General features: G+C 39.8%; 16 protein-coding genes and 1 riboswitch. All 16 genes read right to left on the bottom strand.

Features of this window, described 5'->3' with window-relative positions; all coding sequences use genetic code 11:
• Positions 1 to 63 precede the first annotated feature (63 nt).
• Positions 64 to 174, bottom strand: a riboswitch (SAM riboswitch).
• A 299-nt stretch (positions 175 to 473) separates the two neighbouring features.
• Complete coding sequence (gene argH / locus QNH20_RS06395) at positions 474 to 1850, bottom strand: argininosuccinate lyase (protein WP_283922078.1); 1377 nt, start codon at positions 1848 to 1850, stop codon at positions 474 to 476.
• 226 nt (positions 1851 to 2076) lie between these two features.
• A complete protein-coding gene (locus QNH20_RS06390; RefSeq protein WP_283922077.1) occupies positions 2077 to 3288 on the bottom strand; it encodes an argininosuccinate synthase in 1212 nt (403 codons plus the stop codon).
• Positions 3289 to 3369: 81 nt separating this feature from the next.
• Positions 3370 to 4347 (bottom strand): ornithine carbamoyltransferase, encoded by a 978-nt coding sequence (gene argF, locus QNH20_RS06385; protein WP_283922076.1) that lies wholly within the window; start codon positions 4345 to 4347, stop codon positions 3370 to 3372.
• The gene (gene carB, locus QNH20_RS06380; protein WP_283922075.1) at positions 4340 to 7567 is read right to left on the bottom strand and encodes a carbamoyl-phosphate synthase (glutamine-hydrolyzing) large subunit; all 3228 of its coding nucleotides are present in this window, start codon (positions 7565 to 7567) and stop codon (positions 4340 to 4342) included. Before carB ends, argF begins: the two co-directional genes overlap by 8 nt.
• Positions 7554 to 8630 carry a carbamoyl phosphate synthase small subunit gene (locus QNH20_RS06375; protein WP_283922074.1) on the bottom strand — a complete coding sequence of 359 codons (1077 nt, stop codon included), beginning with the start codon at positions 8628 to 8630 and terminating at the stop codon, positions 7554 to 7556. The genes carB and QNH20_RS06375 overlap by 14 nt, the downstream gene beginning before the upstream one ends.
• 6 nt (positions 8631 to 8636) lie before the next feature.
• On the bottom strand, positions 8637 to 9839 hold the full coding sequence (locus QNH20_RS06370) for an acetylornithine transaminase (RefSeq protein ID WP_283922073.1): 1203 nt from the start codon (positions 9837 to 9839) through the stop codon (positions 8637 to 8639).
• Entirely contained in the window at positions 9839 to 10636 is a 798-nt protein-coding gene (gene argB, locus QNH20_RS06365; RefSeq protein WP_283922072.1) for an acetylglutamate kinase, read from the bottom strand. The genes QNH20_RS06370 and argB overlap by 1 nt, the downstream gene beginning before the upstream one ends.
• A gap of 11 nt (positions 10637 to 10647) precedes the next feature.
• Positions 10648 to 11877 (bottom strand): bifunctional ornithine acetyltransferase/N-acetylglutamate synthase, encoded by a 1230-nt coding sequence (argJ, locus tag QNH20_RS06360; protein ID WP_283922071.1) that lies wholly within the window; start codon positions 11875 to 11877, stop codon positions 10648 to 10650.
• Positions 11878 to 11938: 61 nt separating this feature from the next.
• Positions 11939 to 12976 carry an N-acetyl-gamma-glutamyl-phosphate reductase gene (gene argC / locus QNH20_RS06355; protein ID WP_283922070.1) on the bottom strand — a complete coding sequence of 346 codons (1038 nt, stop codon included), beginning with the start codon at positions 12974 to 12976 and terminating at the stop codon, positions 11939 to 11941.
• A 691-nt stretch (positions 12977 to 13667) separates the two neighbouring features.
• Positions 13668 to 14432 carry a type I 3-dehydroquinate dehydratase gene (gene aroD / locus QNH20_RS06350; protein WP_283922069.1) on the bottom strand — a complete coding sequence of 255 codons (765 nt, stop codon included), beginning with the start codon at positions 14430 to 14432 and terminating at the stop codon, positions 13668 to 13670.
• A 16-nt stretch (positions 14433 to 14448) separates the two neighbouring features.
• Complete coding sequence (locus QNH20_RS06345) at positions 14449 to 14973, bottom strand: shikimate kinase (protein WP_283922068.1); 525 nt, start codon at positions 14971 to 14973, stop codon at positions 14449 to 14451.
• Positions 14974 to 15218: 245 nt separating this feature from the next.
• A complete protein-coding gene (gene nikC, locus QNH20_RS06340; RefSeq protein WP_283922067.1) occupies positions 15219 to 16118 on the bottom strand; it encodes a nickel transporter permease in 900 nt (299 codons plus the stop codon).
• A gap of 13 nt (positions 16119 to 16131) precedes the next feature.
• Positions 16132 to 17139 carry an ABC transporter permease gene (locus tag QNH20_RS06335; protein WP_283922066.1) on the bottom strand — a complete coding sequence of 336 codons (1008 nt, stop codon included), beginning with the start codon at positions 17137 to 17139 and terminating at the stop codon, positions 16132 to 16134.
• A gap of 236 nt (positions 17140 to 17375) precedes the next feature.
• Positions 17376 to 18992 carry an ABC transporter substrate-binding protein gene (locus QNH20_RS06330; RefSeq protein ID WP_283922065.1) on the bottom strand — a complete coding sequence of 539 codons (1617 nt, stop codon included), beginning with the start codon at positions 18990 to 18992 and terminating at the stop codon, positions 17376 to 17378.
• Between the two features lie 51 nt (positions 18993 to 19043).
• The gene (locus QNH20_RS06325) at positions 19044 to 20012 is read right to left on the bottom strand and encodes an ABC transporter ATP-binding protein (protein ID WP_283922064.1); all 969 of its coding nucleotides are present in this window, start codon (positions 20010 to 20012) and stop codon (positions 19044 to 19046) included.
• Positions 19993 to 21006: an ABC transporter ATP-binding protein gene (locus QNH20_RS06320; protein ID WP_283922063.1), complete on the bottom strand. Its 1014-nt coding sequence runs from the start codon at positions 21004 to 21006 to the stop codon at positions 19993 to 19995. Before QNH20_RS06320 ends, QNH20_RS06325 begins: the two co-directional genes overlap by 20 nt.
• Positions 21007 to 21167 lie beyond the last annotated feature (161 nt).

Genomic DNA, 21167 nt, shown 5'->3' with positions numbered 1-21167 from the left:
TTTTTCACCCATTTATCTCGAAACAGGAAAAGCCCTCTTCATAAGAAGAGGGCCGAATTCCTCCCCTTATCTTCCAGGTTAAAAATAACCTGCAGGAATTAGCACCTTTTCAAGGAATACCTTGAGGTTGCCGGGCTTCATCGGGCCTATTCCCTCCGCCGCTCTGGATAAGAGTATTATTTTATTTTTCATTAAATTTCCAAGTTATAAAAAGAATTCTAGTTGAATTATTCGTAAAAGTCAATATCTTCTTATAACTAAAGTGGTAATAAAGAAATAGTTTCCTTTGTATCTATCGTATGAAGATGGTACTGCACAACAGATACTCTCAGTTTCATTTTTCTCCTCCAATTAGTATTTCTAAGATTTCCTCTATGAGATTATCAAATATTTTAGATTTTTATACAAATGAAATGACCCTTAAAGAACGAAAAGAAGCTCGCCGTAGATGACGAGCTTTACTTATCTCTTTTCTACCCTTGCAGTTTCCCTTCAGCCAGCTTAATTTGCTTAATCACCTGTTCAGGTGCTGTTCCGCCAAAGCTGTTCCTTACGGCAACTACATGATCAGGAGCCAATACCTTATAAATGTCCTTTTCAAATAATGGGCTGAACCCTTGATATTCTTCAAAATTCAAATCTAACAAAAATTTGTTAGATTGAATGGCATACAGGACAATTTTTCCGATTACTTCATGGGCTTCACGGAATGGCAGCCCTTTTCGTACTAAGTAATCGGCAATATCTGTAGCATTTGAAAAGTCATTATTTATGGCCTTATGCATCACGTCTTTGTTTACTGTCATCGTTTCGATCATAGGTGCCAACAGCTTTAATGAACCTTCAAGTGTCTCTACTGTATCAAACATGCCTTCTTTATCTTCCTGCAAATCCTTGTTATAGGCGAGCGGCAAGCCTTTTAACACGGTCAACAAGCCGATTAAATTTCCATATGTGCGACCAGTTTTCCCTCTTAGCAGTTCTGGCACGTCCGGGTTTTTCTTTTGCGGCATAATACTTGAGCCGGTACAAAACGAATCGTCCAGCTCTACGAACTGAAACTCCTGGCTTGACCAAATAACAAGCTCCTCAGAAAGTCTTGAAATATGGGTCATTATGATAGAACCGTTCGATAAAAATTCCAGAATAAAATCACGATCACTAACGGCATCCATACTGTTTGGATATACCGTTTCGAAGCCTAGTAGCTCGGCCACGCGTTCACGATCAATAGGAAAGGTCGTCCCTGCCAATGCACCGGAACCAAGAGGAAGCCAATTAATCCGTTTTAGAGAATCAAGCAGTCTCTCTTTATCACGTTCAAACATCCAAAAGTACGCCATTAAATGGTGGGCAAAGGAAACTGGCTGTGCCCGTTGCAAGTGCGTATACCCTGGAATTAGCGTTTGAATATTCTCTTTTGCTTGTTCTATTAATGCCTGCTGGACGTCTTCCAGTAATTTAATTATCTCGTTCGTTTTTGTTCGTAAATAAAGATGCATATCCGTAGCCACTTGGTCATTCCGGCTGCGGCCTGTATGGAGCTTGCCGCCGACAGGTCCTATTTTTTCAATCAATAGTTTTTCAATATTCATATGAATATCTTCATCTTCAACTAAAAACTCAACCTCATCATTTTCTATCATTGCTTTAATAGAGAGAAGACCTTCTTTTATTTTTATCGCGTCTTCCATCGGAATAATACCGCATTCACCAAGCATTTGGACGTGTGCAAGGCTGCCTGCGATATCCTCTTTTGCTAGTTTTTGATCAAAAGAAATGGAAGCTGTGAATTCTTCCACCAATTTGTTCGTTTCCTTTGTAAATCGTCCGCCCCAAAGCTTTGACATAGATTTTTCCTCCTTCAAACCGGGCTTTTTTTAGTATTTTATATCCTGAAATATTTTTTATCAGCGTATTTTGAGTGTATATCAGCGAATTTTGCATTTTATCGGCGAATTTAATCAATTTATCAGCGAATATCCAATTTTATTGGTGAATTGCAAAATCCTTACGTTAAAAACCCATCTTTTAAGAAGTTTGCCCCCGAAATTTTAGCTTCGAGGGCACTAATTGTTATTTTAGAACCGATTCTATTTTATTTACTTCAGAGTAAACCTTCGTAGGTAAGCCCCAAAGTTTAATAAAACCAACCGCAGCATTATGATCAAAGGCGTCGCCTTTTGCATAGGTTGCTAGCTCCTCATTGTAAAGGCTGTGAACAGATTTTCGGCCTACCACCGTGTGGTTCCCTTTATGAAGCTTGACGCGGATGGTGCCGGAAACGGTCTTTTGCGTTTCATCAATAAACGCATCAAGGGCAGATTTTAACGGTGAATACCAAAGACCTTCATAGATTATCTTCGCCATCTGCTGTTCAACCTGTGTTTTAAATTGAGTGACCTCCCGAGTCAAGGTTAAAAACTCTAATTCTTTATGGGCATTGATTAAAATTAATGCAGCAGGATTCTCATACACCTCACGTGATTTAATTCCTACTAATCTATTTTCAATATGATCAATTCGGCCAACCCCATGCTTTCCGCCAAGCTGATTTAAGGTTTCAATTAATTGAACTAAGGGAAGCTGTTCGCCATTAAGGGCAACTGGGACACCTTGTTCAAATTCAATTTCCACATATTCTGCCTTCTCTGGTGTTAATTCAATCGGATTCGTCCAAGCAAATGCTGCTTCCGGAGCCTCTGCCCACGGATCTTCAAGCACTCCCGCCTCACATGCACGTCCCCAGATGTTGGCATCAATCGAAAATGGATTATCTAAATCAACTGGAATCGGAATCTCGTTTTCCTCGGCATAGGCTATCTCTTCATCACGCGTCATGCCCCACTCACGAACCGGAGCAACCACTTTTAAACTTGGATTTAAGGCTTGAATCGATACTTCAAAGCGGACCTGATCATTCCCTTTTCCGGTACAGCCGTGAGCAACAGCAGTTGCGCCTTCTTTTTCCGCAACCTCAACTAATAATTTTGAAATCAACGGTCTAGAAAGAGCTGAAGATAGTGGGTATTTTCCTTCATATAAACAATTAGCCTTTAGGGCTGGTAAAATATATTCCTTCGCTAACAATTCCTTTGCATCCACGATATAGGCTTTAACGGCACCAACATTCAGCGCTTTACTTTTTATTGCTTCCAGGTCTTTTCCTTCACCAACATCAAGTCCTAGGGCAATGACATCATAGCCGTATTTTTCCTGAATCCATTTTACTGATACCGATGTATCTAAACCGCCTGAATAGGCCAAAACAATTTTTTCTTTTGTCATCTGTATTCTCCTTATGGTTGTTTGTATTAATATTCAATCGATAGTATTATTATACATCAAAACTCAAAAAAATAAATACTATTATGCTAGTAATAATTTTAAAATTGCTTTTTGAGCATGAAGGCGGTTCTCAGCTTCATCAAATACGACCGAATGTGGTCCGTCTATAATTTCCTCGGTTACCTCTTCCCCGCGATGTGCAGGTAAGCAATGCATGAAGATAAAATCACTTTTCGCGTATTTACATAGCTCCTTATTTACTTGATAAGCCTGGAATGCCTTCAATCGCAATGAAGATTCTTCTTCCTGGCCCATACTGGTCCAAACATCTGTTACGATGACATCCGCATCCTTGATGGCTTCAAGCGGATCATTCGTGATCATAACCGCACTTCCTGTCAGTTTACCAGCTTTGATGGCTTTTTCGGTAATTTTTCCATTAGGCAAATATCCGGTCGGGCTGGCAATGCTTATATCCATCCCTACTTTAGCCGCTCCCTCCATTAATGAATGGGCCATATTGTTATTGCCGTCACCAATATAACACAGCTTTAAGCCGGCAAATTTACCTTTATGCTCAAGTATGGTTAGCAGGTCAGCTAGTACCTGGGCTGGGTGCTGCAGGTCAGTTAATCCGTTAATGACAGGAACAGTTGCATGCTCTGCTAATTCTTCGACCGAATCATGAGAAAAGGTTCGAATCATGATGCCGTCTACATAGCGGGATAATACTTTCGCTGTATCGGAAATACTTTCTCCTCTTCCAAGCTGAATATCTTTCGAACTTAAGAAAATACCATGACCCCCAAGCTGCAGCATACCGACCTCAAACGATACTCTTGTACGAGTTGAGGATTTTTCAAAAATCATTCCTAATACCCTTCCGCTTAAGTGCGGCTGCGGTTTTCCCTGCTTTTGCAGCACCTTTAATTCCTGCGCTACATCCAGCATATACAGAATTTCTTCTGTGCTGAAATCTGAAAGCTGTAAAAAATCTTTCCCCTTTAATTGTATTTTTTTCATTTCACTTATTTCACTTAATTTATATGCTTCAAACATGTTCCACACCTCTTTTTTCCAAATTATAAAACTCACAAACTGTCCGAACCTCAAAATCTGTTAAGAAATGATTTTGTAAGCCTAGGATTGCTGCAATTGTATCTAGATGTGTAAACACGGGTAATTGGTAACGAACAGCATACTCACGAATTTGAAAACCAAATTTATGTTTATTTCGCCCTTGGCTCGGAATATTAATCACTGCCTTGAAAGGCTGTTTTCGAAAAAGTTCATTTACCTCTTGATCGTCCTTAACGACTTGTTCAACAGGAATGCCATTATTTTGAAAAAATAACGCTGTACCTTCTGTCGCCGTAATCTTGTAATCAAGTTTGCAGAGTTCCTTCATAATCGAAAGACTTGCAGGTTTTTCGCGGTCAGAAATGGAACAAAACAGATACTTTGCTTCCGTACCTCCCTTTAAAGCAGGGAAGGCTTTTTCAAGTGCTGCTTGATATGTTACTCCTATTCCAAGTGCTTCACCTGTCGATTTCATTTCCGGTCCAAGCACATGGTCAACACCCTTAAGCTTACTTGAGGAAAACACCGGAGTTTTAACCGAATAGTAACCGGGATCAGGAAGCAAACCTTGAGTTGAAGATAAATCGGCTAACAATTCTCCTAATTGGACACTTACAGCCCATTCAATCATGGGAACGCCCGTTACTTTACTGATGATTGGCACTGTTCTTGACGAACGAGGATTAACCTCTAGTACATATACTTGATCATCATATATGACATATTGAATATTCATCATGCCGATTACTGGCGCTGATTTAGCAATTTTTCCTGCATAATGAATAATGGCTTCTTTTGTTTTTGCTGACATCGAAATCGGCGGGAACACCGAGATGCTGTCACCTGAATGAACACCGGCTTTTTCAATATGTTCAAATATTCCTGGAACAATAATTTGTTCACCATCACTAATGACATCAATCTCACATTCTAGTCCAGGCAAAAACTTATCTACTAATAACGGCCACATCGCAGCATGTGAATTTTTCTCAAGCTGTGAGATATACTGACTTAATTCTTCTTTTGAAAAAATCGTAAACATCGCTTGACCACCAATGACATAAGACGGCCTTACCAAAACAGGGTAGCCTATTTGTGCTGCAGCCTCCATCAGTTCTTCAGGGTGTGATACTGTTTTCCCATCGATATGCGGGATGTTTAGTTCCTCGAGTAAAGAATAAAATTCTTTTCTATCCTCTAAGTGGTCAACATTTTCTACTGTTGTGCCTAAAATGTTAACGCCCTCTTCTTCTAAAGCATGCGCTAGATTAATTGCCGTTTGGCCGCCGAATTGAATCAATACACCGTCAACTTTTTCTTTTTCAATAACATGAAGCACATCTTCGGCAGCAAGTGGTTCAAAATAAAGGCGGTCGGCAACAGAATAGTCCGTACTTACAGTCTCTGGGTTGTTATTTATGACAACTGCTTCATAGCCTTTTTTCTTGATGGCTTTTGCGGCGTGTACCGAGCAATAATCAAATTCAATTCCCTGGCCGATACGAATCGGTCCTGATCCAACGACTAGGACCTTTTTCTTGTTCGTAACTTCTACTTCATCAAATCCGTGCCAAGTTGAGTAGTAGTAGGGTGTTACGGCATCAAATTCTGCTGAACAGGTGTCTACCATTTTATAGCCTGGTTTCCAGTTAAGTTCTTTCCATTTGGTCCTGATCTGTTTTTCTGGGATCTGAAAAATTTGCGATAATAGCTTGTCGGCAACATTGTTTCGTTTTGCTTCTTTTAGCAGTGGTGTTGGAACAATTCCCCATTCATAGGAGGTGAGTTCCGTTTCTAACGCAACAATCGAACTGATTTTGTGCAAAAACCACGGGTCAATCTCGGTCAACTTTTGAATTTTCTCAAAAGAAATTCCTCTTCTAAACGCTTCTGCAATGACGAATAGCCTTTGGTCATTTGCTTTTTCAAGAAGCTCAAACATGGAATTCTCATTTAAAGACATATTTACCTCTAGGCAAAGACCGTAAACATTCATTTCCATTGACCTAATGGCTTTGTTTAATGCCCCTTCAAAAGTCCTGTCAATCGCCATGACCTCTCCGGTTGCTTTCATTTGTGTTCCTAGCGTACGGTCTGCCTCAGGAAACTTATCAAACGGAAAGCGGGGGAGTTTAACCACAATATAATCAATCGCCGGCTCAAAAGAAGCAAAGGTGTTACCTGTTATCGGATTCACAATCTCATCCAAATGATAACCAATTGCACATTTTGCCGCCATTCGGGCAATTGGATAACCGGTTGCTTTTGAGGCAAGTGCTGACGAACGGCTTACCCTTGGGTTCACTTCGATAATGTAATATTGATTGGATTCCGGATGAAGTGCAAACTGGATATTGCACCCGCCGATAATCTTTAGTTCTCTGATCACCTTTATCGAAACATCACGGAGCATTTGATATTGAACATCAGTTAATGTTTGTGATGGTGCTACAACAATGGAATCACCTGTATGAACACCGACAGGATCCATGTTTTCCATATTGCAAACAATAATGCATGTATCATTTGCGTCTCTCATAACCTCATATTCGATTTCCTTCCAGCCCTTAATGCTTTTTTCAACTAAGACTTGATGGATCGGACTTGCCGCTAAGCCTTTCTTTAGGACTTTTTCGAGTTCCTCCTCGTTGTAGGCAAAGCCGCCCCCTTCTCCCCCAAGGGTATAGGCCGGCCGAATGATTACTGGAAAGCCAATTTCTTTAACAAAGGCTGCCCCGTCCTCAATGCTGTGAATAATGGCTGATTCCGGTATCGGCTCCCCGATTTTTAGCATCAGGTTGCGAAACTTTTCTCTGTCCTCACCGTTTTTGATTGACTCAACAGAGGTGCCAAGAAGTTCCACATTGTATTTTTCTAATATTTTTTTTTCATAAAGCTGAACGGTTAAATTCAAACCTGTTTGGCCGCCAAGAGTGCCGATCACACCATCTGGCATTTCTCTTTGAATGATTTTTTCAATTGTTTCAATGTTTAATGGTTCGATATATACCTTGTCGGCAATGGCTTCATCTGTCATGATCGTCGCCGGGTTATTATTGATTAAAACGACCTCGATTCCCTCTTCTTTAAGAGCAATACAGGCCTGTGTACCGGCATAATCAAATTCAGCTGCCTGGCCAATGACAATCGGGCCAGAGCCAATGACAAGTACTTTTTTTAGGCTTTTATTTAACGGCATAGGCTGTCTCTCCCAATGATGCTAACTTTTTTACGAAGTCTTTTAAAATATATTCTGTATCGCTTGGTCCCGGATGGGCTTCTGGATGAAATTGAACGGTTTGAATTGGATAGCTCTGGTGCTTTAGCCCTTCAATTGATCGATCATTTACATTTCGGTATGTGACATCAAAGATGTTCTCATCAATACTTTCATCAACAACTACATACCCGTGATTTTGGGCAGTTATTTTAACCTTTCCGGTGTTTAGCTCCCTAACCGGATGATTGCCTCCCCGATGCCCGTAAGCCAGTTTGGTGGTTTTTGCACCATAGGCAAGGGCAATTAATTGATGTCCTAAACAAATTCCGAGTGAAGGGAAGGCTTGAGTAATCTTTTTGATTTCCGGAAACCACTTTTTTAGTTCCATTGGGTCACCAGGTCCATTGCTTAATAGGATGCCATCTGGATTCATGACTTTGATTTTTTCAAAAGGAGTATTGTATGGCACAATCGTTACCGCACAGTTTTCTTCTAATAGGGCATTAAGAATTGACTTTTTATAACCAAAATCAATTAAGACAATATGCGGACCTCGGTTTCTGAAAAATTGGGTCTTCTTTGTTGATACTTTTTCAACCCATGTTGTCTGCATTTCTGATGCGGAAAAGTTCGATTTTTTTGTATCGCTTAAATATCCTTTGACTGTCCCACGGCTGCGAATTGTTTTGACGAGAAGCCTTGTGTCTATCCCAGCAATACCAGGTACTCCCGCCTGCTTTAGTTTTTCAGAGAATTTATGAATCGATTGATAATGACTCGGTGTTTCACATAAATCACCGATTACTACCCCTGATAATGCAAGTGTAATACTTTCATCATCTAGTGCATTGATTCCATAGTTTCCGATAATCGGATAGCAGAAGGTGATTATTTGTCCTGCGTAGGAAGGATCAGTAATGATTTCTTGGTATCCGGTCATGCTAGTGTTAAAAACTACTTCTCCGAGAGAATCCTTTTTTGCACCGATTAGGACTCCTTCAAATACTTCTCCTGTTTCCAAAGTAAGGTATCCCTGTTCCAAGTTTGCTCACTCGCCTTTCTCAATACTTTGGAAAGCTCTTTCCAATTTGTTCGCAAATTCATTGATTTCTTCTTTAGTTACAGTTAACGGCGGTAAAATCCGAACGACATTCGGACCTGCAGTTAAAATAAGAAGGTTATTAGTTATTGCTTTTTGGACAATTTCAATGGCATTGGTTTCGACAACCAATCCTTTTAATAGGCCTATTCCGCGAATTTCTTTTATAATTGAGTACTTTTCCTTCAGGTTTTGAAGCTGAAGATCAAGATACTCTGACATTTCATTTACTGTGTCTAACAAATTGCTATTAAGTATATGGGTAATAGTCGCCAGCCCTGCTGCAGTCGCTAATGGATTCCCGCCAAATGTGCTGCCGTGGCTGCCCAGTTCAAAACCTTTTGCTGCTTCTTCTTTTGCAATAATGGCTCCGATTGGAAAACCTGAGCCAAGACCTTTGGCGATACTGATAACATCCGGCTCGATGTCGTATTGCTCATAGGCAAAAAGGGTTCCCGTTCGACCAATGCCTGTTTGAATTTCATCGACCATAAGCAGGATGTCGTTATCTTTACAAACATGGTCGAGTTTTTTTACCCATCCCGGGTTTGCTGGAATAACTCCGCCTTCACCTTGGACTAGTTCAAGTAGTACTGCAGCTGGTTTGATTGTATGAAGTTTATCAAGCGCTTCGCGGTCATTAAACGGCAGGTAGCTAAACCCAGGCATAAGCGGTGAAAAGCCCTGTTGGATTTTTTCCTGACCAGTAGCCGTTAATGTAGCTAAGGTTCTACCATGGAATGATTGCTCGAATGTGACAACTTTAGATGAACAGCTGCTCCCTTTAACCTTGTTTGCATATCTTCTCGCTAACTTAATAGCGGCTTCATTTGCTTCTGCACCGCTATTGCAAAAAAAGACTTGATCACCACAGCTGTTTGCTGTAAGCAAAGCAGCCAACTGCTCTTGGTTCGGAATGTTATAGAGATTTGAGCAGTGCCAGAGGCTTTGTAATTGTTCTTCGAGTTTTTCTTTTACTGGGTCAGGCACATGACCTAGGTTACAGGTTGCAATACCTGAAGTGAAATCTAAATATTGATTCTTTTGATTGTCCCAAACGTAGCTTCCTTTTCCCTGCACTATCGTGACTGGGAAGCGGGAGTAGGTTGCCATTACCGGTGAGATTTGGGACATGGAAATGTCGTTCACCATTATGCAATCTCCTCTTCTAAGACAATTTTTGTACCGATTTTTTTACCGTTTGTATAATCTATTAAGCTATTTTTCTCGAAACCGTTGATGATTCCAACCTCTGGGATATTATGAACTAGGCCATCAATAGCAGCTCTTACCTTAGGGATCATCCCGCCATTAATGATTTGATCCTTTATCATTTCCTCGATAATTTCTTTTGATACTTTATCTAGTTTTGTCTTAATACCATCTTTTTCGACTAAAATCCCTGGGATATCACTGATAAAGCAAAGGTTCGCGCCTAAAGCCTTTGCAATTGCGGATGCAGCAATATCGCCATTAATGTTATAACGTTGGCCGCTTGAATCAATTCCAATTGGGGAAACAACCGGAATACTTCCATGTGCGATGATTCCTTCAAGCACCTTGTGATTGACCCCCGTTACTTCACCAACAAAACCTAAAGTCTTTGCATTTTGAGTAGGCATTGCTTGCAGCAAACTGCCATCGACCCCGCTGACTCCAATAGCATTTCCACCAACTTCGATTATATTTCGTACAACCTGTTTGTTTACTGAGCCGCTTAAAACCATTTCTACTACATCTAAAACTTGGTGATCCGTTACTCTGAGACCATTCACGAATTTTGTTTCAACGTTTAAGCTTTTTAATAATGAGGTAATTAGCGGGCCACCGCCATGAACAATAATTGGCGTCCATTTGCTAGATTTATGCATTTTCACGAGATCCTCATAAAAGGATCTTGGCAGATTATCTAACACACTTCCGCCGCATTTAATGACTAAATATTTCATTTTCGGCCCCCTTAGGTGCGGTAGGATGCGTTTATTTTCACGTAATCATAGGTAAGGTCGCATCCCCAGGCAGTTGCACTGTAATCACCTTGATTTAATTCAACATGAATGAGAACATTTTCATTTTCTAAATAACCTTTTATTTCTTCTTCAACGAATGGGAAAGGCAAACCATTTTCGAATACTTTGTATTGGCCTAATGAAACATTTAATAAGTTAGGCTCGATTGGAACCCCACTGTACCCGGCAGCTGTTACAATTCTTCCCCAGTTTGGATCGGTTCCATAAATGGCTGTTTTTACAAGATTAGAAGAAATAATCGATTTACCTACTGCTTTTGCAGCATTTAAACTAAATGCCCCATCAACTTGTACTTCAATTAGCTTTGTTGCTCCTTCACCATCGCGGGCAATTTTTTTTGCAAGTGATTCACAAACAATTTTTAACCCTTGTTTAAAATCGTCCCATTCCGGATGATTCTTAGTCAGTTGCTTGTTCTCAGCTAATCCATTCGCCATTACCAATACCATGTCGTTTGTGCTTGTATCACCATCAACGGTAATCATATTGAATGTTGTATTAGTTACTTCTTTTAAGGCAAAAAGAAGATCATCATAGGCTATGTTTGCATCTGTTGTTACAAAGCCAAGCATTGTAGCCATGTTTGGATGAATCATTCCAGAACCCTTAGCAGCTCCACCTATGCTTACTGTTTTTCCGTCTATGTTTATTTGGACCCCGATTTGCTTTATGCAAGTATCGGTTGTTAATATTGCCTGCTTAAAGTTTTCTTCACTTTCATATTCTTTCTGGAGAATTTGTTTAATACCAGTTTTGATCTTGCCCATCGGCAGCAGTTCTCCAATAACTCCTGTAGAAGTAACTCCAACTAAATGATCTTGAATGCTTAACTCACTAGCGAATCCCTTTTGCATTTCATATGCGTCCAATAATCCTTGCTCCCCTGTGCAAGCATTTGCATTACCTGAATTCACGAGTATCGCTTGGATTTTATTTTCTTTTGCAATACTATCTTGGGTAACTAACAACGGTGCAGCTTGAAAAATGTTTGTTGTATACACGCCAGCAGCGACTGCTGGAACTTCGGAAACAATGTAACCTAGATCGAGCCGTTTTCTTTTAATACCACAATGCATTCCACCAGCTTTGTATCCCTTCGGCAACGTTATACTCCCATCTTCTAGAACAACAATCTCATTTATTGAAGTTGCTTGCGTCAATTTTATTTCCCCCTTATTTTCCCTTTGGTCGTATAACTAGGAAACTACCAATTTTCTTATTTCATGGATACATCGGAATATCCGTTAGTCCTGTTCGTTCATCCCAACCATTCATAATGTTTACATTTTGAATAGCCTGGCCGGCTGCCCCTTTAACTAAATTGTCAATGACAGAAATAATAGTTAAGCGATTTGTTCGTTCATCGACATACAAGCCAATATCGCAAAAATTTGACCCAAAAACTTCTTTAGTTGAGGGTATATTTCCCTCAGGCCGAACTCTTATAAAATAAGATTCTTGATAAAATTGTTTATATAATTCAAGAACTTTTTCTGTTGAAATTTTCTCTTTTAGATTTACGTACATCGTACACATGATACCTCTCGTCATCGGTACAAGGTGTGTAGTAAATGTAATAGTTATTGGAGTTCCGCTCTCGTCCGAAAGCACTTGTTCTATTTCTGGAATATGCTGATGTTCCCCTAATTTATAAGCTTTTAAGTTTTCATTTATTTCTGCGTAATGTGAGGTTAATGATAGTCCTCTTCCTGCACCAGAGACTCCTGATTTTGCATCAATAATTATTGAATCTATAACTGCTAAATTAGATTTGAGTATCGGGATAAGTCCGAGTGTTGCGGCAGTCGGATAGCAACCTGGATTGGCAATAAAAGACGCATTTTTGATTTCTATCGTATTAATTTCACTTAATCCATATGTCGCCTGATTTAGATATTTCTCATCAACGGGTGAGTGCTTATACCAAGATTCATATTCTTCAGCTTTCTTTAGCCGGAAATCTCCAGATAGGTCTACACATTTTTTACCTTTCTCTAATAGCTTCGGTACGAGCTTGCTACTAACACCTGATGGAGTTGCAAAAAAAACAATGTCATTTTCTTCACATAATCTTTCTTTATTGAATGTTTCAAGTGGTTGAACAACAACGTTAGAGAGATGAGGATAAATATCGCTAAAAGTAAACCCAGCTTGGGAGTTTGAAACAACAGAACCAGCCTCCAAAAATGGATGCTTTTTTATTAACCTCACTAACTCAATTGCACCATAACCTGTTCCCCCAATAACCGCAGCCCTCAATTTTTTCAACTCCTATATTGCTTTTATATAATGAATTATTATACATACATATATATAATTATTCAATAAAGAAATTACTTAATTTTTCATTTATACTGAAAATAATCGCCTTTTATTTTGGAAACGCTTACAATTTCAAATGAAGGATTATACATTTTTTATGCATAAAAAAAAGTCCCTGCTCCAGCAAGAACTTTGATTTAATACTATTAGAAATTCTTCAAAACTCTGTGACACCTTCGGCAGTAAGGACTCTTCGTCTTGTATTGCAGACTCATCCAGGGTCACCTAGCCTCTTATAGGATTCGTGTTCCCTGTGGGGGAAGTTTGCCGCCGGCTTCCTCTAGATATGGAGGCCACTCCACATATCCTGCCTTTTCTCTAGTTTTCATGATGAGGTTTGGCCTTCATTGACCTTATGAAGGACATTTCTCTAGTTTTCATGATGAGTTTTGGCCTTCATAGACCTTATGAAGACCATTTCTCTAGTTTTCATGATGAGGTTTGGCCTTCATTGACCTTATGAAGACCATTTCTCTAGTTTTCATGATGGGTTTTGGCCTTCATTGGACCTTATGAAGTGTCTAAAGCTACAACTACTACTGCCTGCACTGTTCGGGACTTGCACACTAGAGTCTGCATCCTTGCTGGGCACACATCTAAAACAAAAAGCTCTCTGAATGCTTTTAGTTTATAAATTCGAATGCAAGAGGTTCACAATTTTTCGTAATTCTGTTACATCTACTTGCCCTGGTGCAGATGCTTTATTTGCCGCTCCAAATGTCAAAACTGAGCCAAATATTTCACCGGCTAAACGGCTGATAACCCCTTTTCCACCCATAGACATTGTTATAAATGGTCTGTCAGCATACTGTTCATTCATTGTGTTGGTTGCATCCAATAATGTTAGTACATCGGCAGCACTAACCGGCATAACAGCTAATTTAGGTAAATCGCCTCCCAATTCCTGTGCTTTCCTTAATCGTGACACGATTTCTTCCTTTGGTGGAGTTCTTTCAAAATCATGATTGGAGATGATGACGAACACGTTGTATGTATGGGCTGCATTAATAAGTTTTTTGATATCACTTTCATCATTAAATAATTCAATATCAATGAGGTCCACTTGGCTGGTTTCAACAATTGCCTTGTTTAATTCAAAATAAAATGACGGATTACATTCCCTTTCGCCACCTTCTTTAGCACTGCGGAATGTAAAGATAAGCGGTGTGTCAGCTAGGATAGCACGGATTTCAAAAATTGCCTCCTTCACTTTCTCAATCTCATCCACATGTTCAAAAAAATCAACCCGCCACTCAACGATATCTAATTCTATTGTTTTTAAAAAAGAGGCTTCTTCCTTTAATTGCGACAAGGTTTTTCCTACCATCGACACACAGATTTTTGGTGCCCCTTTACCGAGAGTAATCCCCCTGACAGTTACACTTTTTTTCATAATCCCACCTTCTCTATTACATCAAAATAGTTAATTTGTTTATGATTAACTTAGCAATTTCTTCTGGATCCTGGTTATCAGTAATCACCTTTAGATGATGATTTGAATAAATCTCCTGCCTTTTATAAAAAAGCTCTTTTATTTCATCTATTGATTTTCCTTGTAAAATAGGACGGCTTTCAATAATCTGACTAATCCGCTCTTTCCAATTATCAAAAGATAAATCTAGAAAAATAACAAAACTAGCAGACAAACAAACCTTTCTGATTTCCCTTTGCAAAAAGGCCCCACCACCAAGAGATAAAACCTTATTCTTTTGTTCGCATAAACTGGTGATAACGCTTTTTTCTTTTTCTCTAAAAGACCTTTCACCAATTTTATTAAAAATTTCCGAAACCTTCATTCCATATTCTTTTTCTATTTCTTCATCAATATCAATAAATTCACGATTAAGTTTTTCTGCTACAAGTTTACCTATGGTCGTCTTCCCGACACCCATGAACCCAATAAATACAATGCTTTTTTCTCTATCATTATTCAAATTTTTTCAATCCCCCAAAAGATAAACAATAAGTCCAAGTGATTTTTCTGAATTTTTTTCAATTATAAGCCTTTCCATCATCAAATAACAATTATTCTACCCACTCTCTTTTAAAATATTTTTTGCAATAAGAAGACTCGCCGATTGACGATCCAGGAAAGGTGAAGACAGAGGGGGAGCCTCCCTTATGCCTAATAGAAAAGTAATACTTCCTATCAACAAATAAAAGACCCCCAAGGAGTCTTCTATTGTTTCATTTTCGGATCCAGCACATCCCTTAATCCATCACCCATTAAATTAAATCCTAAAACAGTCAGCATGATTGCCATCCCCGGAAAAAATAATGTCCAAGGTGCATTTGTAATGTAGTTTTTAGAATCAGCCAGCATTTTCCCCCATTCAGGCTCGGGTGGCTGGGCACCCAATCCCAGAAACCCTAAGGCTGCTGCTTCAATGATCGCTGTTGCAATTGCTAATGTTGCCTGGACAATTACCGGCGAAATGCTGTTAGGTAAAATATGCTGAAGAAGTATTCGAGTATCCTTCATTCCGACAGCTCGAGCTGCCATGATATATTCCTCTTGTTTTACACTTAAAACCTTTGATCTGACAAGGCGGCCAAAATTAGGGATGTTGATTACTGCAATTGCAATAAGCGCATTTTTCAGAGATGGTCCAAGTATAGAGACAACCGCAATTGCTAAAAGGATAGTTGGAAAAGCAAGCATGACATCAAAGATCCGTGAAATAATTGCATCCACCCAGCGCCCATAGTATCCCGCAACGATACCAAGTAATGTTCCAAAGACTACAGATCCTAAAACTGAGAAAAATCCTACCCATAAAGATATTCTTGCACCATAGATAACTCGTGAAAAGATATCACGCCCAAAATCATCGGTTCCGAACCAATGTTTACTTGAGGGTGCCTGCATCCTGTCGGCCAACACTTGGGTTTTAAAGCCATATGGGGCAATCCATGGGGCGATGATGGCAATAATGATAAAAAAGATAACAATACATAATCCTGCTAGTGCTAATCGGTTTTTATAAAATAATTGCCATGCCTCTTTCCATGGAGGTATCAGCTTTTCCTCGGCAGGTATCGTCGAGATATCTGCCGTGTTTTTTGCCAGTTCTGCCACTCTAGATCCCTCCTTATTTCGTGTATTTAATTCTTGGATCAACAAAGACATATAAGAGATCCACGATTAAATTGATGAGGATAAAAATAGCTGCAATGATTAAGATCCCTGACTGAATAACTGGATAATCACGGTACCCAATGGCATCGTATAAATACCGGCCAATTCCCGGCCAGCTAAAGATGGTTTCTGTTAAGATTGCTCCCCCCAATAACATCCCTGTCTGTAAGCCAATAACTGTAAGTACTGGAATAATCGCATTTTTTAATGAGTGCTTGTACACCACCCAAAACATTCTAAGTCCTTTCGCTCTAGCTGTACGAATGTAATCGGATTTCATCACCTCAAGCATCGTTGCCCGGGTCATCCTTGCAATAATTGCAATTGGGATGGTGGCAAGAGCAATGCTCGGCAGTACCAGATGCTTTATAACCGTTATAAATTGATCAAATCTTCCCTGAAATAATGTATCGATTAAATAGAGATTCGTTATCGCTGTAATAGGATCCCTGACATCCTCCCTACCGGTTGTCGGAAGCCAGCCTAATTCAATGGAAAAAGCCCATTGTTCCATTAAGCCCAGCCAAAAAATGGGCATCGATACACCAATTAAGGCGAGAACCATAGCTATATAATCAAACCATGAATTTGAAAACCAAGCGCTAATAATCCCGGCATTCACGCCAATAACGATGGCGATGATCATGGCTACAACGGTTAATTCCAATGTGGCAGCCAAGTATGGCCATATTTCTTCGTTAATAGGTAACCTAGTCTCCAGTGAAATACCTAAATCACCATGCAATAAGGATTTTATATAATCGAAATACTGTATGTACCACGGCCTGTCCAGCCCCAACTGTGCCGTTAAATTGGCGACCGCTTCTTTCGTTGCCCTTTGTCCGAGAATCACCTGTGCCGGATTCCCGGGAATCGCATGAATAATGGCAAAAACAACAAGGGTCATCCCGATCAATACTGGAATTAATGCTAGAATCCGCCGGACTGTATACGTTAACAATACATTCACCCCTTTTAAAAAAGACTTTTATGTTAGGCATTGTAATTCCTACATCGCGTTTTTAATGGATTTTCACCCTAAAAGTCTACGTTGAACCTCTCTACGCCTTATCTTCCGAATATTTCCAATGGTAATTTGAACATAGAGCTTAAAATTCGAACTTAAACAACAAGGAAAATATACATACCTATGTTAAGAAAAGGGGAGGCAAAGCTCCCTCCCCTTTTTTCCAGTTATTATTTAAATTCTACTTTACTTAAGCATTCTGAACCGGTTGGATGTGGGACGTAATTCAATACATCCTTAGACGCTGCCAATAGTGGTGTTGAGTGGACAAGCGGTACCCATGGAGCATCTTCATGGATGATTTCCTGGGCTTTTTTATAAAGCTCGTTCCGCTTTGCTTGATCCGTTTCTGTTTGCGCCTCAATTAAGTTGGTATGCAGTTCGTCGTTGCTGTAGTAAGCGTAGTTGTTGCTGCCAATGCTGTCTTTATCAAGTAATGTGTAAATGAAGTTATCAGGGTCGCCGTTGTCACCTGTCCAGCCAAGCATAAAGGCATCAAATTCCCCTTTTGTTGCTTTTTCTAAATATGTGGCCCAGTCCACAGATTTGATTTCTGCCGTTACTCCGATTTTACTTAAGCTTTCTTGAATCACTTCAGCAACCTTCTGGGCTTCAGGCATGTATGGACGAGCAACAGGCATTGCCCATAATTCCATTTTAAATCCTTTCTCGTATCCTGCTTCCTTCAATAAAGCTTTTGCCTTTTCTAAATCATATGGATATTCTTGAATGGCATCGTTATAGCCTTCAATGGAAGGAGGCATTGGGTTTTTAGCTGAAAGTGCTTTGCCGCCATAGAAAGCATCAATAATGGCTTTCTTGTCAACAGCGTGGTTAATTGCCTGACGAACAAGCTTATTGTCAAATGGCTTACGAGTATTGGTTAAACCAATATAACCAACGTTCATTGAAGGCCGTTCGATAATTTGCAGCTTGTCATTAGACTTAACCTTTTCCTCATCTGAGTTATTCAAACCATCCATTACATCGATTTCACCTTTTGCAAGAGCATTAAGACGTGCAGCATTTTCTGGAATAACCCGGAAAATGATTTTGTTTAACTTCGGTAAACCTTTTTGCCAGTAGTCTTGATTCTTTTCAACGACAATCCGGTCTTTCTTTTTCCATTCAACAAATTTAAATGGACCTGTTCCAACTGGATGGCTTCTGAAATCGTCACCCCATTTTTCCACGGCAGTCGGGCTGGCAATCCCGAATGGCGACATCGCTAAGTTTTTCAAGAACGGCGCCTGTGGTCGTTTCAATATGAACTGAACTGTGTTCTTATCAACTGCTTTAACCTCTTTAATTACGTGCCCATCATCGGCTTTATAGCCGCCAAACATTGTGTAATAAGGGAATTTCTCATCATTTCCATTCATCCAGCGATTAAAGTTAAAGACAACGGCATCTGCATTAAATTCAGTGCCGTCATGGAATTTCACCCCTTGTTGTAGTTTAAAAGTGTAAGTTAAACCATCATCAGAGGCTGTCCATTCTTTAGCAAGTCCTGGCTTGATTGTGGTATCCTGCTCCCCATACTCAAGCAAAGTTTCATAAATATTTTCTGTTACTTTAAATGCTTCCCCTTCAGTCGTGGTGATTGGGTCCAAAGAAGTGGAGTCACCGCCGCGGCCATACACAAGTGTATCCTTTTTGGAACCATTACTAGTACCCGGGTCTTTTTTACCATCAGTTTCATTATTCGTTTTGCTGTTACATCCAACTAAAAACACGCTGATGGCTAATAAAGAAATCAACAGCAGTTTAAAAGACTTTTTCTTCATGAGCTTTTTTTACCCCCTATACTTTTGTTTTATTATCATAAATGTAGCAAATCACTTGTTGTATAAGTGACATGCCACAAAATGACCATTTAAATTGTGTTCCGCAGGTCTTACCGTTTTACAACTACCTATTACCTGTGAGCATCTTGTATGGAAGGCACAGCCTGTAGGAGGATTGGCCGGACTTGGCAGTTCTCCTTCAATTAAAATCGTTTTCCTTCTTATATCCGGGTCTGGCACAGGTACTGACGAAAGAAGTGCTTTCGTATACGGATGCTTTGGATTTTCATAGAGCTCCTCACTATCAGCTAATTCTATTAATCTTCCTAAATACATTACGCCGACACGATCACTGATATGACGGACGACACTTAAATCATGAGCGATAAATATGTACGTGAGCTGAAACTCTTTTTGAATATCCTTCATTAAGTTGAGAACCTGTGCCTGAATCGAAACGTCAAGTGCAGAAACGGGTTCATCGGCAATAATCAATTTCGGTTTTGTCATCAATGCTTTAGCAATCCCAATTCGCTGCCGCTGTCCGCCGCTGAATTGGTGGGGATACCGCTTCGCGTGATATCGGCTTAGGCCAACCACCTCAAGCATTTCTCTTACCTGCTTCTGTCGTTCTTCTTTCGTTCCAATTCCATGGACAATCAGCGGCTCTTCTAAAATTTGCTCAACAGAGTGTCTTGGGTTTAAGGATGCATAGGGATCCTGGAACACCATTTGAATATCCCTGCGCGTTTTTCTTAATTCTGACTTTGACATGCTGGTAATCTCTTTATCTTCAAAGATAATTCTTCCATCACTCGCCTCAATCAAACGCATCAGAAGGCGTCCGGTCGTTGACTTTCCACAGCCGCTTTCCCCGACAATCCCCAATGTTTCTCCTTTTTTAACATAAAATGAAACATCATCGACCGCTTTAACTTCTCCATGTTTTCTACCAAAAAGACCACCCGTTATCGGAAAATATTTTTTCAGCCCATTTACCTCAAGAAGTAACTCCGACATGTTTGTCACTCCCCTCCTTCAATGTATGTAAGAAACAGCGTACTTCATGTCCGTCTCTTTCCGATTTATATAATTCTGGCGCTTCTTCATGGCATTGATTGAATACCTCAGCACATCTAGCAGCAAACCGACAGCCCTTATGGACAGAGCCAGGTACAGGGACCGTTCCTGGGATGCTGTAGAGACGCTCCTTTTTCCCACGTAAATCTGGTACAGACTTTAGCAAACCTTTTGTATAAGGATGCTGCGGATCCTTTAAGATTTTCCTGACGTCTCCTTGTTCAACGATTTGACCGGAATACATAACAATCACCCGTTCACAAATTTCTGCTACCACACCCAAATCATGGGTAATTAGAATGATCGAAGTGTTTGTCTTTTGATTTAAATCTTTCATTAAAGCAAGGATTTGTGCTTGAATCGTGACATCGAGAGCCGTCGTAGGCTCGTCCGCAATTAACACCTTCGGATTGCAGGCCATCGCCATCGCAATCATCACCCTCTGCCTCATTCCGCCTGATAACTGGTAAGGAAGCTCTTTAAGTATTCCTTCTGCCCTTGGGATACCAACTAACTTTAATAATTCAATACTCCGTACCTTCGCTTGTGATTTTGAAAGGCTGGTATGTAATCGAATTGCTTCCATCAGCTGATTTCCTACCGTAAACAAAGGATTCAAAGATGTCATCGGTTCTTGGAAAATCATCGATATCTGATTTCCACGGATATTTCGCCATTCCTTTTCAGAAATATTTTTCAGGTCTTTTCCTTCAAAAATAATTTCGCCGTTCTCAATTCTTCCTGGCGGAGACGGAATCAACCCCATTGTCGCTAGGGAGGTGACACTCTTCCCGCTCCCAGATTCCCCGACAATCCCAAGAATTTCTCCATCTTTCAATTCAAAACTGATACCGTCCACTGCAGGGACGAATTTTTTTCCCGATTGGAACGACACCTTTAAGTTCTTTATGCAAAGTATTGGATCCTTATCCACATTTACACCTACTTTATCTATTCTTATAATTATCCATCAGTAGATTTCAAATATTTTTTAATTTAGTGAATTTTATGACTATTATTACATACCCATATAGAGAAATTTGTAGAAATTTGTTGGAAACATAAAAATTATTAAAAAAAGTGCCTGACATCATT

This window comes from Neobacillus sp. WH10, assembly GCF_030123405.1.
Taxonomy (GTDB): Bacteria; Bacillota; Bacilli; order Bacillales; family Cytobacillaceae; genus Neobacillus.
Note: the sequence above shows the minus strand (reverse complement) of the source record. Positions and strands in the feature narration are given on the sequence as shown.

Coding starts and splice junctions, on each gene's coding strand:
- argB (WP_283922072.1), bottom strand. CDS start 10,636: ATGAAATATTTAGTCATTAAATGCGGCGGAAGTGTGTTAGATAATCTG.
- QNH20_RS06325 (WP_283922064.1), bottom strand. CDS start 20,012: ATGTCGGAGTTACTTCTTGAGGTAAATGGGCTGAAAAAATATTTTCCG.
- carB (WP_283922075.1), bottom strand. CDS start 7,567: ATGCCGTTAAATAAAAGCCTAAAAAAAGTACTTGTCATTGGCTCTGGC.
- argF (WP_283922076.1), bottom strand. CDS start 4,347: ATGTTTGAAGCATATAAATTAAGTGAAATAAGTGAAATGAAAAAAATA.
- QNH20_RS06390 (WP_283922077.1), bottom strand. CDS start 3,288: ATGACAAAAGAAAAAATTGTTTTGGCCTATTCAGGCGGTTTAGATACA.
- QNH20_RS06370 (WP_283922073.1), bottom strand. CDS start 9,839: ATGGTGAACGACATTTCCATGTCCCAAATCTCACCGGTAATGGCAACC.
- argH (WP_283922078.1), bottom strand. CDS start 1,850: ATGTCAAAGCTTTGGGGCGGACGATTTACAAAGGAAACGAACAAATTG.
- QNH20_RS06330 (WP_283922065.1), bottom strand. CDS start 18,992: ATGAAGAAAAAGTCTTTTAAACTGCTGTTGATTTCTTTATTAGCCATC.
- aroD (WP_283922069.1), bottom strand. CDS start 14,432: ATGAAAAAAAGTGTAACTGTCAGGGGGATTACTCTCGGTAAAGGGGCA.